The 14,276-nt window shown below is 48.4% G+C and carries 12 protein-coding genes, 1 other RNA gene and 1 pseudogene; 2 read left to right on the top strand and 12 right to left on the bottom strand.

Going from position 1 to position 14,276, the window contains the following annotated elements:
• Positions 1-91: 91 nt before the first annotated feature.
• From Q1A48_RS04645 to Q1A48_RS04625, 5 genes are all read right to left on the bottom strand, one after another.
• Positions 92-526: a hypothetical protein gene (locus Q1A48_RS04645; RefSeq protein ID WP_299941856.1), complete on the bottom strand. Its 435-nt coding sequence runs from the start codon at positions 524-526 to the stop codon at positions 92-94.
• Between the two features lie 104 nt (positions 527-630).
• Positions 631-918: a hypothetical protein gene (locus Q1A48_RS04640; RefSeq protein WP_299941853.1), complete on the bottom strand. Its 288-nt coding sequence runs from the start codon at positions 916-918 to the stop codon at positions 631-633.
• Between the two features lie 214 nt (positions 919-1,132).
• Positions 1,133-1,612: an integrase arm-type DNA-binding domain-containing protein gene (locus Q1A48_RS04635; RefSeq protein ID WP_299941850.1), complete on the bottom strand. Its 480-nt coding sequence runs from the start codon at positions 1,610-1,612 to the stop codon at positions 1,133-1,135.
• Between the two features lie 873 nt (positions 1,613-2,485).
• Positions 2,486-4,672: a S8 family peptidase gene (locus Q1A48_RS04630; protein WP_299941847.1), complete on the bottom strand. Its 2,187-nt coding sequence runs from the start codon at positions 4,670-4,672 to the stop codon at positions 2,486-2,488.
• A gap of 4 nt (positions 4,673-4,676) precedes the next feature.
• Complete coding sequence (locus tag Q1A48_RS04625) at positions 4,677-5,777, bottom strand: AAA family ATPase (protein WP_299941845.1); 1,101 nt, start codon at positions 5,775-5,777, stop codon at positions 4,677-4,679.
• A 545-nt stretch (positions 5,778-6,322) separates the two neighbouring features.
• On the opposite strand from Q1A48_RS04625, the pseudogene Q1A48_RS21750 reads away from it, so the two are divergent.
• Positions 6,323-6,499, top strand: a pseudogene (locus tag Q1A48_RS21750) (competence protein CoiA family protein); the annotation flags it as partial.
• A 183-nt stretch (positions 6,500-6,682) separates the two neighbouring features.
• Entirely contained in the window at positions 6,683-7,384 is a 702-nt protein-coding gene (locus Q1A48_RS04620) for a hypothetical protein (RefSeq protein ID WP_299941841.1), read from the top strand.
• 63 nt (positions 7,385-7,447) lie between these two features.
• Here Q1A48_RS04620 and Q1A48_RS04615 read toward each other — a convergent pair whose 3' ends face one another.
• The 7 genes from Q1A48_RS04615 to ssrA form a co-directional block, all read right to left on the bottom strand.
• Positions 7,448-7,990, bottom strand: coding sequence for a hypothetical protein (locus Q1A48_RS04615; RefSeq protein ID WP_299941839.1), 543 nt, complete (start codon positions 7,988-7,990; stop codon positions 7,448-7,450).
• 1 nt (position 7,991) lies between these two features.
• Entirely contained in the window at positions 7,992-8,606 is a 615-nt protein-coding gene (locus tag Q1A48_RS04610; RefSeq protein ID WP_299941836.1) for an AHH domain-containing protein, read from the bottom strand.
• 696 nt (positions 8,607-9,302) lie between these two features.
• A complete protein-coding gene (locus Q1A48_RS04605; protein WP_299941833.1) occupies positions 9,303-9,557 on the bottom strand; it encodes a hypothetical protein in 255 nt (84 codons plus the stop codon).
• A gap of 353 nt (positions 9,558-9,910) precedes the next feature.
• Positions 9,911-10,717, bottom strand: a complete 807-nt coding sequence (locus Q1A48_RS04600) for a hypothetical protein (protein ID WP_299941830.1) — start codon at positions 10,715-10,717, stop codon at positions 9,911-9,913.
• Positions 10,718-11,467: 750 nt separating this feature from the next.
• On the bottom strand, positions 11,468-12,358 hold the full coding sequence (locus Q1A48_RS04595; RefSeq protein ID WP_299941827.1) for a hypothetical protein: 891 nt from the start codon (positions 12,356-12,358) through the stop codon (positions 11,468-11,470).
• Positions 12,359-12,438: 80 nt separating this feature from the next.
• On the bottom strand, positions 12,439-13,680 hold the full coding sequence (locus tag Q1A48_RS04590) for an integrase arm-type DNA-binding domain-containing protein (protein WP_299941824.1): 1,242 nt from the start codon (positions 13,678-13,680) through the stop codon (positions 12,439-12,441).
• A gap of 234 nt (positions 13,681-13,914) precedes the next feature.
• Positions 13,915-14,269, bottom strand: a transfer-messenger RNA (tmRNA) gene (gene ssrA / locus Q1A48_RS04585).
• Positions 14,270-14,276: the final 7 nt, after the last annotated feature.

Genomic DNA, 14,276 nt, shown 5'->3' with positions numbered 1-14,276 from the left:
CTATCGGTGGCATGATGTAATAGATTTTGAAATCTATTGGTTTAGTTCTAACCATTTATAAAAAATCCTGAATAATGATATTCAGGCTTTTTTATAAATGATATAGCTTGATACCATTGGAAATAGAATATTTTATATAAGATAATAATCTGGGAAAATCTGAGTTTTCTCCGCAGGACAACTGATGGAAATAGAAAGAAAGGTCATCAATTATCCTCATTGGTATAATGAAAATTCCGCCATGAACCTTCTTTGAGTCGGTTACCCATCCCTCAAGGTAGTACTCTTTCCGATGACCCAATACTGAAGTGCGCTCGGCAACCGAGAAGTTTTCAATCTCCCATCTTCGCTTTGGTGGCTCTGCCAATGACTGGTCGGGAAAAACCTTGAGACATAGCGGGAATTGTCGCTCAGAAGAAAGTGCGTACATATCACGGAGGGTAACATTAAATCCTAGCTCGCCGGTCAAAAACGCAATCGTATCCTCAATAGATAGCCATGTTTTATAAATAGCTGCGTTGCTCATAGTCCTCCTTCTTTAAAGAGAACCTCTTGTTTAGATTCAGCCCCAGGCCGTCAAGGGTTGCGGCTTTTGGGGAGCTACCCTAGGCGCTGAAATTCAATTGTGTGTTATCGATTGCTAAAGTTCGCTGCGATTACATTCCCTGCTTTCTCGCTAGCTTTGAGGCTGTCGAGGTAATCCGCCCACTCCTGCATCATGCCTGCCCGCTGCTCAAGGTGCTTGGTGCGGTTGTAGGCGCGCCCCAGGGTATCCTTCACTTTATGAGCCAACTGGTGTTCTATGTAGTCCACGCGAAAGCCCAGAATCTCATCTAGCAAGGTGCGGGCCATAGTGCGGAAGCCATGGGCGGTCATGGTTTTATTGTCATAGCCAGGCGACTTGAGCGCGGTTCTCACACCGTTATCAGACAGTGGGCGGCTCTTGCCTCGGGCTGATGGGAAAACGTATTTACCGCAACTTGTGAGTGGCTCCAGTTCTCGCAGTTATGCTAGCGACTGTTTAGCTAGCGGGATAATGCGCGGCTGAATAGAAGAGGGGACAGCTTGAGGGCTGCTCTTACAACTGGGGTGCCCCGGTATTCGTCTATGGCGGTTAGCAGGCGTCCAACTTCTACCGGGCCAGTAATTGCCGCAAGGTGTTTTTTCTTGGTGGGGTGAGGGCGCCATTTAGGTCGGTGGTGGGGTCGCGGTCGGCTTTCCCAGTGGCAACGGCAAAGCGGAATACCTGGCTGGCTACCCGCTTCACCCGGTGGGCGGTCCGGGTTCCCCGGCTTTCAATGCGGCGTAGGCAGCGCAGCAATTCGGGAGGGTTTATTTCGGAGATGGGGCGCTTGCCCAGGTAAGGTTTCAGGTCGCGCTCTAAAGCGAGGGTGGCGCGGTCCTTGGATGAACTTGAAAGGTGGGCCATCTTGGTGGCAAACCATTCATCGCTGACGGCGGCAAAGCTGTTGCGATTGGCCTCCAGGGCTGACTCTTTGCGGGTGCGTTTTATATCGCGGGGGTCTATGCCTTCGGCAACCTGTTGCCGAGCTTCATCACGGCGTTTTCTGGCGCGCTTTAGGCTTACATCAGGGTAAAGCCCAAGAGCCATTTCCGGCCGCTTGCCGTGGACGCGGAAACGGAATACCTAGCGCTTGGCCCCGGTGGGAGTGACTTCGATGGTCAGCCCTTTTTCATCGGACTCGATGTACTTCTTTTCGCGGGGCTTGAGGGCGCGGACCTTAGTGTTAGACAGCGGCATAGCTCACCTTCCATAGAATTTGGACGGGTTGGACGGTCGCACTGCAATCAACCCGTTCAATAACCCGTCCACTTGAGGCTGGATTTGGACGGGTTAGCTTAGATCAACTGGGATTGGTCAGATAAGCAAAAGCTCCGGAAACTCAACGCTTTCGGGGCTTTTGTGGGCTGCTTGAGACAGCGATTTGGTGGAGATGGCGGGAGTCGAAAATCTGGCTGTAGGCCCCGTATTTTCTTGGTTCTTGGCTATCTGTGCTCCAAAACCCCACAAATAACCCCACCACTTGAGCAAAGTAACCCCCCAGCTTGGCGCGCTAATTAATGAGCCCTGCTGCACTCCGGGCTGGCTTTACGATACGCTTTGGCAGGTTTCCCAGGGGCCCATACTGACGTGAAAAACCTTTATCGATGTCAACATTTGTCAACAGGGGGCGGTTGCCTTGATTGTGGAAAAACCTTCCCCAGAGGGCGTTTAGCTGCTGAGCGTCATCAAGAGCCAATCCCGCCGAAATAACGGGTTAGAGAGGGCCGCCCTTGGGCGTAGGGTCGCTTGGTGGGGTTAGTTTCTTTAGTCCCTAAAAAGGGCTGAGGTTTAGGGCCTTGGCCTGTGGTGGACCTCAGGCATTCTCAGGCTAGGGCCCGGTGCTGGGGCAGCAGAACTGCCCTGCTGCTGGAACCATACTTGGGGATGTAACCAGTACGCCTATCCTTTTGCTAAACACGGTTAGTTAAAGTCCTGAATAGTAATCGGGATTTGATTCCTCAGCTTCACAGGTTGTAGAGTTTGGTATTGCTGACGTATACCGTTGTATACCTCTGGAGTATTTTTAGCGCTAACCGTGACCACTAGGCAGTAGGGTAACGGTGGGTAGTCGTTGTAGTCTACCCCTCGCCCCTGCTCACGAATCTGGTAGTCGATGTCGAAGCACGGTTCTGAGAGAGTTTGACGCTGAAACGTTCTAGATGCATGTAAAGTTGTTTCCCACTTGTGCGCATCTCCTCGCGCTTCCTGTTCAGATTGATATTGATCTCGAAGTTTGAAAAACGGCTGGGCTTTGTCTTCATCCTTACGGAAGGTAATATCTAAACCGCTGCGAGTGTAGTTAATGGGGTGCTCTGGATCTGCATCGCAAAGGTAACAAAGTGTTGCCTTAATAGTGACATTGCCTTTAATTTCGACCTCTGGGTAAGGAATCGTAGCCCTCATTACCGCACCGGGTACTAGCTCCCCCTGGTAAATAATCGTCGCCTCGCTATCGTCGCATTCGATAATGGAATTCAACTCGGATGGTAGGTGCCCCCAGCCGACCTCGTTGCGCGGGTGTACGCTCGCATTTGCACAATGTATAAGCAGAGCTTTTGCGGTTATAGGAGCAGCCAGCTCCACCTCCGAAAACAATTCAATAGCGTGACGCAATGCAAGAGGTGCGGCATAGCTTGTACCGTATGTATGACTTATTCCTCCCGCAAGAGGATTGTAAACTGTGAACCCCTCATTTTCGGAACCACCGAAACAAACCGCATCCGGTTTAATGAATCCAGGACTTCGACCTGGGCCAACACTGCTATAAGGGGCTCGAGCCCAATTAGCCCCTCTGGAATCGCTTGCTCCAATTGCGAATCCATTCACCATATCAGATGGCGGCTGAATTCTATTTAAAGGTTCTGTTAACATTCCGTCATTGCCGACCGCAACAGTCATCAGACTCCGGCTTGAGGATAAAACTTGATCGAGAACTGCTGTCCATGGGTTAATATCCTCATCATCGATTGGTAGACGGGGGCCTAGGCTTAGGTTTACAAAATCGTATTGCTTTTTTGCAAGCCCCTCTTTAATTCGATGGAGCACGTCATAAAGATCCGGGTGATTTCCAATAGTTGGGTCCAGCACTCGATAGTGGTCGATATTACAGAGGGGCGTAGGAAGGGTGGTTTGACCTGTTTTCATCGGACCAAAAAGAATTGTCGAAGTGACTTCATTACCATGGTGAAGAAACTCGGGATTTGTTCCTATTTCTGACGTGAAAACTTCTTCTTTACACCATTTTTCTAGGGCATTTGTGCCCAGTCCCCCGTCAAAAACAGCTACTGAAACACTTTGATTTACAGCGTTTTCTGTCGGTGGTTGTAGTGAATTATTGCTAGTTATTTGGCGAGTGACGGATGGCTCGTTTATCCGTAGCTCTGGCATCCCCCTGAGCACTCGGAGCGTTGTGAATGCAGCGAGTTGACTAGTTTGAGCAGAAGGAATTTCAACTGGAACAAAAGTTATTCCGCCAGTTGAAAGTCGTCTTTTTAGATCTGTATGTCCATTAAGTTGTGCGACATATTTGCTGAACCCATCTAGGATTGCGATGGCGTCTTCAAATGGGGTGTGTAACGCCACATCGAGCAGTTGGTGCTCCCCATCTTGCAGCGTGCGAATTTTGTCTTCAGGCTCAAAGAAATCAATTTCTTCAAACTGAATTATTTGTTTCTTTTCATTAGCGCTAAGTGTGTTTTTCTCTAGCCTGCGATATAGATCTTTGAAACTTGCTGCTTTTCCAGCTACATAAAGACAGCTAGTGAGTTCCTGAGTTGGTTGACCTTTCTTTTGTGTTTTTTCGGGTGTGATAACTACACGCTTACTACCTACATCTTGTAGGCTAGATTTCCGTAATAAATTTCCAGGATGATATGATTTTGCTAGGTAGGCTGGGTGTAACGTAAATCTTGCTACGTAAATCCCTTCCGGAGCTGCAGTATCCGGGACGGTATTGATACGCTCCAAGAGTTTTGCTTGTTGTTGTAGTAGCCTCTTCCTAGCTTCTAAGTACGTATATGGGTGGGATTTTCCTCCCCCTCCTTTTTTTCTTTCTATAGGTCGGGTTAGTGTTTCACCAAATCCTAGCAATATGTTTCTTTTTGGCATAACTTTACTCCTTTAATGATTCGAGAACCCGCTTAACCGTAGGGCGTGATATCTTTAGTTTTTCACTTATTTTTCGTTGAGAATAACCATCTCGATGTAAATTTACTATCTTTAAGTCTCTTTCGCTCTTTGAAGTGGTCTCTCTGAGATAGTCATCTATGCTCAGCTCTAGAAGGTACAGAAGCTCTTCAATAAAGGGGCGACTTTCAAGCAGGGAGCGCTTTTTTGCCGTATCTACCTTCTTTTCCAGTGTTGCGAATGAGAAGTGGTTAATTCGCTTGCCAACCCATTGCGAAACAACTTCAGAGCAATTTTTTTGAAGAAGAAACTCTTGGTATGCCTCAGCGGTTGCTTCCTTGAATGTAATAACGGCATCGAACCTCCGCCAAATTGCTGGGTCTAGCAATTCAGCATGGTTTGTCGCGGCAACTAGAAGCGATGTGTGAGGCCAGTCATCAATGGCCTGAAGCAATACCGTTACCAGCCTCTTCAGTTCTCCAATGTCACTGTCATCATTGCGGCGTTTGGCAATTGAGTCGAATTCATCAAGCAATAAAACGCATGGTCGCTGCTGAGCGTATTGTAAGACGGCTCTTATGTTGCTGCCGGTTTTACCTAGGTAGCTGCTCATGACTGTTGATAGATCCAACGTCAGAAGCGGTAGATTGAGTTGGCTAGCTAGCCAGCGAGCGCTCATCGTTTTCCCTAAGCCTGGAGGCCCTTCAAATAACAATGAGCGTGTAGGAGTTAAGCCTGCATCAATGAGTATGTCCGCGCAGTTACGCTCCCTCAGGGCTGCCTGAATTGACTGTTCAATCGATTCAGGCCAAACCGGTTTGGTCTTTATGTCGACGGGGAACTCTTCTAATAGCAATTTTTGTCTACTATCTGGGTCTACTGGCGCAGAATACTGCGCAGCTCTTGTAGCGGAAGCTTCTCCTAGCCTGCTGGAAATTGCTAATGCAAGATCGGAGTCTGACGTTCTCAGCTTGCTGGCTAGGACGCGCCCAGCCATGGCAAAACTGCTTGAATCCCCTTTGACCCCTAGGCTAATTAATTCCAAGAGGGCTTGTTTAGCCGTAGGTGAGAGAGATTGCTGGCTCATTTTTAGTCTATCCGCGGTAAGGTTTGGTGCTTGAGCAATATAAATGATACCAGATTATGTTAAATGGTAAACAAAGTTAATAGATTTGGTAATTTGGAAGGATGGGTTGACGTCGGCTCTCCTAAACGACGGAGTTACCTCAGCATTTCTATGCAGCCCGGGAGGCACCTCAACTCTTCTCATCTATTTCACCCCTCTCGCTTACTGCCTGCCCTCCAAATTCTCTTTTGACGCCACAACTTATTTGAAAAAGAAAGACTGTTATTGGCCGATGCTGCTTGTGAAGTTAAAAAAACCTTTATCGATGTCAACAGATTAGCGGCTCCCTTGATTGTGGATAAATCTTGCACTTGATATGCCTAGCAGGTGAGTGTCAGCAAATGCCAGTCCGATAGGAGGCTTTAGAGGGCTGCCCTAGGGTGTGGCTCGATAGGGTAGTTTTTTAGTCCTAAAAAGGGCCGAAATTCTGGTTTACTCCATGTAGTTTCAAGATGAGCTTATTTGTCATAATTGGCGACAGATAAGGAAATGTGAGTCATAGGGTTATGAGTACGCTAATACCATTTGCGGTAAATAGAGAGAGTGGCGAACTTTGTGGTGTTGAAGATGTGTCACGTGGGCGTAGCTGTAATTGTGTCTGCCCCTCCTGTGGACAGAGTGTTGTCGCTAGGCTTGGTGAGAAAGTGGAGTGGCACTTTGCTCATGACAGCCGAGCTGAAATAGTGGCTGAAAAAGAGTGTGACCTATCTTTCGAGTCGGTCTGTGCTCAAATGCTAAGGCAAATGTTACTTTGTACAAAAAATGAGCCCTTGGCCCTTCCTGACTATATTGGAACTGTGGAGCTATCCAGAGACGGAGAGCTATTCAGAGATTCAATACCCATAACTAGCGCCTCGAATCCCATTGTGAGTGAGTACAAAGAGTTTTCTGTCCCTTATACGCTCGTGGCGGCTATACAAAACCATGAGTTGCTTATCGATGTAATTTATAGAGAGCGTACCGCAATAGCCCCAGAAGACTACCCTGGTAAAATAGCAGGCCACCTGGAGTTTGATGTGTCGCAATATGCATCTTTAATTGAGCGTATGGGGGAAAGCGGAATTACTTATAAGGCTGCTTTACGGGGGTGGATAACAGAGGAACTAGATGCAAAAAAATGGCTCTATCACGCTAATGAAAGGAAAAAACTTGAGAGTCTATCTGCAACGCTAAAGTCAAAACTTGAGAATGACATCTCTGATTTGAAAAATTGGCATGACTCAGAGTTTTGGGTAACTGAACCTATAAATGCAAATGGTGAAATATTTAAGCACCAGAAAACTGGTTCTTCAACGAACCCTAGCTCTAAGTATACCCATGAGACAATGGGCGGAAGCGTTAAAGAAGAAGGGAATAGATTCAGGCTAAACTCAGAAGATAAAGAATTGAATATCAAAAAGTGCTGCTTATCTTGCAAGCGACAATTTGTCACAAAGGAATGTCCTTTATGCTTTCCGGATGAGTATACAAGAATATTTTGTGTGCGCTGTAAAAATCATTATGCTGGAAACTCTTGTCCGAAATGTAGAGTTTTAGATAAAAGTAAACTTCAAGTATTCTCAGGCTAGGGCCCAGTAGCGAAGCAGATAAGCTGTCTTTACTTTCCAGGCCAGTAGTGGGAGAGGGTAGCTCTAGTAGGGTGTTAGCTTAAGGCTAAACAATAGCCCATCAAGTTTTTCGGACTCAACTGTATCTTTGAGGGCATTAGTACAATAAATGCTGATATACGATTCTTTAGTCCTGAAAATTGGCACATCCTTGAGTTTGGTCTTATCGAATTCAATGCCTGAGAGTAAGTTTCCATACCGCGTGACAGATCTGGGCACTACAGCGCCCAAGTTTTCGGCAAATGTAAGTGGGTTGAATAGGTAAAACTTCGCACCTTGATGAGAGCATGGCAGAAGCTCACCATAGGGGCCTAGCACTCCCTCTAGGACTTTATATGCCGATTCGTGCAATACTAGATAGTTTCGCCACTTAGATAGCGCGGGAATCGTAGGGTGGCCATCATCAATGCTGAATTCAATCTCCAGTGGCACCCAATCGTCGGCATACTTTGCGGGCCTTGTATCGATAATAAAGTCATCATCTCCGCGTTTTTCTTCAACCTCATCGATGTCAAAATTCGGGGCCATGTAGTCGCTGAGATTGGCAGATACTTTGTAGATTTCCACACTAAACTCCAACTTGTTTACGTACTTCGTTAGCGGGCAACATAACATAGTGCGGAAAGCTAGAGAATTTGAGGTCGTATTCGATTCCTCTAAGCACCTTCTCAACATCCTCTTCCGTTAGATTGCTAATATCTAATGTGTCAAATTCCTCTTCCAGCCATGTGTAATAACCCACTCTATGGATGCGGGAGTGGGGGACAGCAGCGGGCATTTTGGGGTGAGGAGTGTCAGCAGTTCTTCTGGGAAGCCATGTGCCATTTCTTATGTCATCTATCCTAATTTTCACGCGGGCCAAGATAGCTCTGAGCGGTGTGGCCATTGAGTGGCCCCCTGAAACAATGGCGTGTGCATCACAGTTACCACCAGGGTGAGGTTTCCCATTCTTCTCCATGAACTCGCCAAGCCGGGTGGAGTCATGCTCCTCATTCCTTACCTCTTTTTTCGACATGGTGACAGATTCTTGGCGGTATTTGTCGAGAGTTGCCTCTACTTGATCGACTACCTTCAGCGCTAAGTAATCGGCCTTGGTGAGATTCTCCTTTGATACAAACCTGTCAATAGCCACCTCGCGGCGGTCTTTCAAGTAGTAGGGCTTCGGCTGCTCGTAGTGTCCCACTGCTCTATTCCTTTTTTTGATGGCGCCAAGAAGAGAGAATACAAAACCTTGCTGGGAAAATATATATACGTGCGATTACAGGCTTATATAATTTGGAGATGATCAATTTTATTTGATTACAAGACGTGTCCTTAGTTTAAAGGAAGTCTCAAGCACAGTTTTAACTCCGAAGATTTGCACGCTTTGCCTGCCGAATAGGTGCTGATAATACGTGCCTATGTCGCGCACAAGCTAAGCCAGGATTCTGGCTTAGGTCAAAATGTAGCCAGATTGCCAGGGTGTAGCAAAGGGACGGGTCGGTGGTGAATAAGAGGCTTCACTGACTCAAGGTGTAAATTTACATTTTGGCCCAGATACCGTCTGCAAAGAGTCCGGCTTAAAATCAAGCCGATTAGGTCCTGCTCTCCCCTGGCGCTACTAGCGCGCGTACTGGTCACAAAACCCTGAGGAGCATGTGCATACCCCCTGCTGAAAGTGCTCCTGCGGTCCTCTGAGCCTTTTTAGTAGCCTTGTGAGCGATTGATATTGGTGCATCCGACGCTTAGAAACCACCTCAGTATTCCTCAGTAATCCTGCCCGGCTAAAAAGGTACCTCAACTTTTCTCAACAATTCTGAATACCTGTTGAGGCGGCTTAGCAGCAAGCAACCATAATATTTCTTAATAATTTGGCTGCAACAGGAGTAGCTATTGCTTATCATTTATCCTCTTCTTGACGCCTCTTGAGCAGATTCTGTTCAGAACTGAAGCAGCTATGATAGATATCGCTTAACTCCATACCGGCTTGTGCTAACTCCAACGTGGCCTTTGGATTATCGGGTATACGGGTAATGGCAAAGAACAATGCACGGAATCGGTTTGCGTGCTCAATACCGAGGGATGCGGTGTCGAATGCTTTGGTCAACAATGAATCGACTCGGTAATAAGGCACAGTTTCAGAGTGATTTGGCATAATAGCCTCCTTGTATAGCGAGTTCCGCCACCAGGGAGTTGTCAATCTCAATTGGGTGGCGGGGTAAACGGGTTGACAATACCGCTACAAGGAAACGGCGGGCCCGAAAGCCCCCCGAATACCCCACCATAACAAGGAGGTTTCGCGCATAAAAAAAGACGCATACCGCTGGTGGCGTCTTCTTGGCGCCTTGTAGTTACGGGTTGTCAATCCCGGCTACGGAGGTTGCCGTAGCGCAACCAGTATGCGTGTTCATTGTAACAACTTTCAACTCTGAACGTTGAATATTGTGCCAATTATTGTTGTTGTAATCGTTGACTTTAATCCTGGGCAGATTAGCAGGCACTCTTGAATCAGCCTGCGCGTCCATATTCTTCCAGCCACTCTTCATTGGTCTGTTCTTTAGGGGGCTTGGGGATTCCCTTATACCCGCACTCCCTTATTACCGTATTACCGCAGTTTGCATCACCCGTAGTTTGATTAGGCTGTAGGCCCCGTGGCTGTTGGGGTTGCGCCAATTGCTTACCCGGAAAATTTACCCGGACCTTACCCGGATTTAACCCGGAACTTACCCGTAAGTTAACCGAGGCATTCAGCTCTTCACAAGAAGGTAACTGTTGTTGTTCAATGTAAAGTGGGGCAAGGGTCGCTGCATTTAATCGCTCTGTTTTTACCGGAATCCCGGTAAATACCTGACTTCGCAATTTCCCCATGTAATCGCCAAAGGCATCAAAACTCTTTGGCATTCGTTGCCCGGTACGACCCCAGAACTTTAGGAAACTAGAGCGCTTGCCCATACGGAAACGCCCTTTGGGTAGAGGGCTACCCGCCTTACCATGCTTAGTGGTGCGTGCTCGCGTTGTGTAAGCGTTGAATATTGCATACCAATCATGCCCATTGAGGAGGCTGCGAAATTGGAGAGTGACACCCCCATTTTTTCGAGGGCCATAATTTCCCACTGAGTAGCCGATATACTCCAGGGCCTCGACACTGGCTAAACGGGCAACTTCGATGATAAGGGGTTGCTCATGCTTTGAAAGCCATTCAGCGGGCACAGGGCAGCCACTGGCAGGGGCTAAGGTAAGGCGGCCACGATTGACCGCCACACCATCACCACGCGCTAGAAGCCGTTGCAAAAGCTCTCTAGCAGATTCAGCCATTAGTCCCCCAGCAACTTAAGTGAGACTATACGCTGGCGCTCACTATCAGGTAGCCAGTAAGCGCCGTGACGCCCTGCAATGCCATCGCGGTCTATATGCCTCTCCATTCGGCATTGAATACTTATTCCTCGGTTTCTGAGCTGCATGATTACATTCGGGCCGTTGCTGGCCCCCGTCACTCTGTCAAGCTTTTCCCGGCTGCATGGGCCGGTGAGCAAAGCTCCCAACGCTCGCGCTTGGCGAGGTGATAGGGGGTGCCAAATCTTGCTGGCTGAGTGTTCTGCAGTTAGCGTGTTGTTGTTAGTATTGTTCGGCTTATCTTGTATATCGGGACTGCTCTTTGCCAGGGTGGTTCTGATTATTTCCATAGCTATCCCCCCTTAGCAGCTTTCGGCTTCAGTGATTAGCTTTTGCTTCAGCTCAAGTAGGTATGTCCCTTCCCATACGGTGGTCTTTGGTCCTAACTTTGTGCCACGTCTGGCTTTGCCTGTTTTGGTCCAGTGCCACCAAGTGGAAAGGCCAATGGAGTAGAACTGGGCGCAGTCACGGGCCCGGTACATGGCGGAAGGGTTTATGGTTGATTGATTAATTAGATTGGTCTGCACTTGTCAGCTCTCCTGTGGGTTTGTTGGGGCTGACACTTAAGATATGCAGGAAATTTGGATAAAAAAATAGGCTTACACCTGTCAGTGTGACACCAAAGAGGTGTCACTAGGCGAAAGGGGTTGATTGTGGCTCACTTTCAGCATGTCACTGCGCTTTGTTCGCCCAAGAGCATTTTATGATTGCAGCACCTGCATTTGCTAAACGCTCCGACTCAAAACCTCTTTGCCTTAAATAACTGGCAACCTCTTTTTGCTTTGGATAGGTCGATTGGTCATCAGGGTCGGCATTTTGCCAAAAGTGGTTTGCTGCTCTCACCAGAGTTTGTAAATGAGGAGCCCAATGAGGTGGCATTGTAGAGTTAAACCCATCTGTTGTGGACTCACTTTCTTGCCGCAAAAGTGCCTCTAGGTCTGTTCTTTTAAATGCTAACTGGTCTAATTCCGGCAAGCTTCCTGACGGGTAGTAGTACCCTTCATGTCCATCCCCCATCGGTTCAGACCATTCGAGAAGTATCCAGTACTGACCATTTGAGTCGCTTACAGCGTGCCCATCTAAGTTGATTAGCTCTCCACCTGAGTTGGTAATATGTGAAAGGAAGTAGTCAGCAATTACCCCTGAAAACCGATCCTCGATTTTATACTTGCCGTTGAGGCTTACTCTTTCAGGTGGCTTGCCTCTTAAAAGACCTTCCACTCCTTCTGGATGCCCGAGCACAGGCTTGTCGCAGTTATCCTCGCCGTGGTGCCTACCTGAGGATTTATCACCCTCTGGTTTATCAAGTCCAAGAAAGTTGCTAGTAGCTTCAAACAGTTGAGAGAAATTAATTTCTTTGGGGTTTATATATTTAGAAGTGTGCTCATAGAAAGCTGTTCTTTCGGCCATCACATGCTGTAAAACCCAATAAACATCAAGATTTCCCTCAGTGACAATCGCAAGAATATCCTTCCATGTGAATGATTCCCCTGTCAGAACAGATAGGTACTCTGCTGATTCATTTATCATCAGCCACTCTCTAATCTTAAATTTCAAAGCCATATTTAACCTGCATCTATCTTATATGTTCTTTTATTTATCTTCCTTGTGTTATCGATGGTGTGGCCAGGATGTTTTTCGAATCAATTCACCAAGCCGCCCCCTCCAAATTTGACAGTCACTACATTCTCAGCCCCTGATTGCGCTTTTAAACTGTACAAATAATCTGCCCATTTCTGCATCATTGCTGCTCGCTGTTCCAAGTGCTTTGTGCGGTTGTAGGCGCGCCCCAGTGTGTCTTTCACTTCATGGGCAAGCTGATGCTCTATGAAGTCTACGCGAAAGCCCAAAACCTCATCCAGCAGGGTACGGGCCATAGCGCGGAAGCCGTGAGCGGTCATGGTCTCATTGTCATAGCCCAGTGACCTGAGCGCAGTTCTCACGCCGTTATCAGACAACGGGCGGCTCAGCCCGCGAGCTGATGGGAAAACATATTTGCCACGGCCAGTGAGTGGCTCCAGTTCCTGCAGTAGTGCCAGCGACTGTTCTGCAAGCGGGATAATGTGCGGCTGCCCCATTTTCATTTTCTTGCTGGGCAATTCAATTTGCCTGGCTTCCCAGTTAATTTCGGTCCACTCAAGTTTGCGCAGCTCTCCAGGGCGGCAGAATAGAAGAGGGGATAGCTTCAGGGCTGCTCTCACTACCGGCGTGCCCTGGTATTCGTCTATGGCAGTTAGCAGACGTCCAACTTCAGCGGGGTGGGTAATTGCTGCCAAGTGCTTTTTCTTGGTGGGGGTGAGCGCGCCGGTCAAGTCTGTGGTGGGGTCGCGGTCGGCCCTGCCGGTGGCCACCGCAAAGCGGAATACCTGGCTGGCTACTCGTTTTACCCGGTGGGCAGTCTCCAGGGTTCCCCGGCTCTCAATACGGCGCAGGCAGCGCAGCACTTCAGTTGGGTTTATTTCAGAGATTGGACGCTTACCCAAATAGGGTTTTAGGTCACGCTCTAGCGCGAGAGTGGCGCGGTCTTTTGATGAACTGGAAAGGTGGGCCATCTTGGCGGCATACCACTCCTCACTGACGGCGGCGAAGCTATTGCGGTTGGTCTCCAGGCTGGATTCTCTGCGAACGCGCTTAACATCGCGGGGGTCTATACCCTGAGCAACATACTCCCTGGCCTCTCTACAAGCTTCACGGGCCTTGGCAAGGCTGATTGATGGGTACACCCCCAGCGCTAGATCACAGCGTTTTTCATGCAGGCGAAAGCGGAATAGCCAGCGTTTGGTGCCGTTAGGCTTTACCTCTAGGTAGAGGCCCTTGCAATCGCTCTCCAGGTATTTCTTGTCTCTGGGCTTGAGGGCCTTCGCTTTGGTATCCGATAGGGGCACTTTCCTGTCTCCCTGTGACTTTACTGGAGTTGCGGGTCAACCCCGCATGGCTCCTTGCTCTCTGGCAATTTGGTGGGGTCAGTGGCACAAATCTGCTCGACCCCACAATTAACCCCACCAAAAATGTCTAGATTAGGTGGGGTTGCGCTAGATTAACTGGGATTGGTCAGATAAGCAAAAGCCCCGAAAACTTTAGGTTTTCGGGGCTTTTGAGGACTGTCTGAAACAGCGATTTGGTGGAGATGGCGGGAGTCGAACCCGCGTCCGTCAGCACTCTGCCAGAGGCTCTACATGCTTAGTTCCGTCTATTGATTTAGCCCGCTACAGCCCGGCGGTCAGGACGTAGAAGGCGAGCCTGAGAAGTTTTTAACCGATCCCCGACAGGCGCGGCTCACAGCGATCCAGTTCTGTATTACAGTCTGCAGCGCGATACTGGAACCTTGCTGAAGACTGCTAGCGGGCTTAAGCCGCTAGAGCGTAGTTGTCGTCGTTGGCAACTAATAAAATGCAGCTTTGGATTTACGTGATTGGCTGCCATCACGGCATGCACCCAAGGTTTCGTCACCGGCGTCGAATCCAAGTCATCCCCGATCGGA

The organism is uncultured Microbulbifer sp. (genome assembly GCF_947489355.1).
Taxonomy (GTDB): domain Bacteria; phylum Pseudomonadota; class Gammaproteobacteria; order Pseudomonadales; family Cellvibrionaceae; genus Microbulbifer.
Note: the sequence above shows the minus strand (reverse complement) of the source record. Positions and strands in the feature narration are given on the sequence as shown.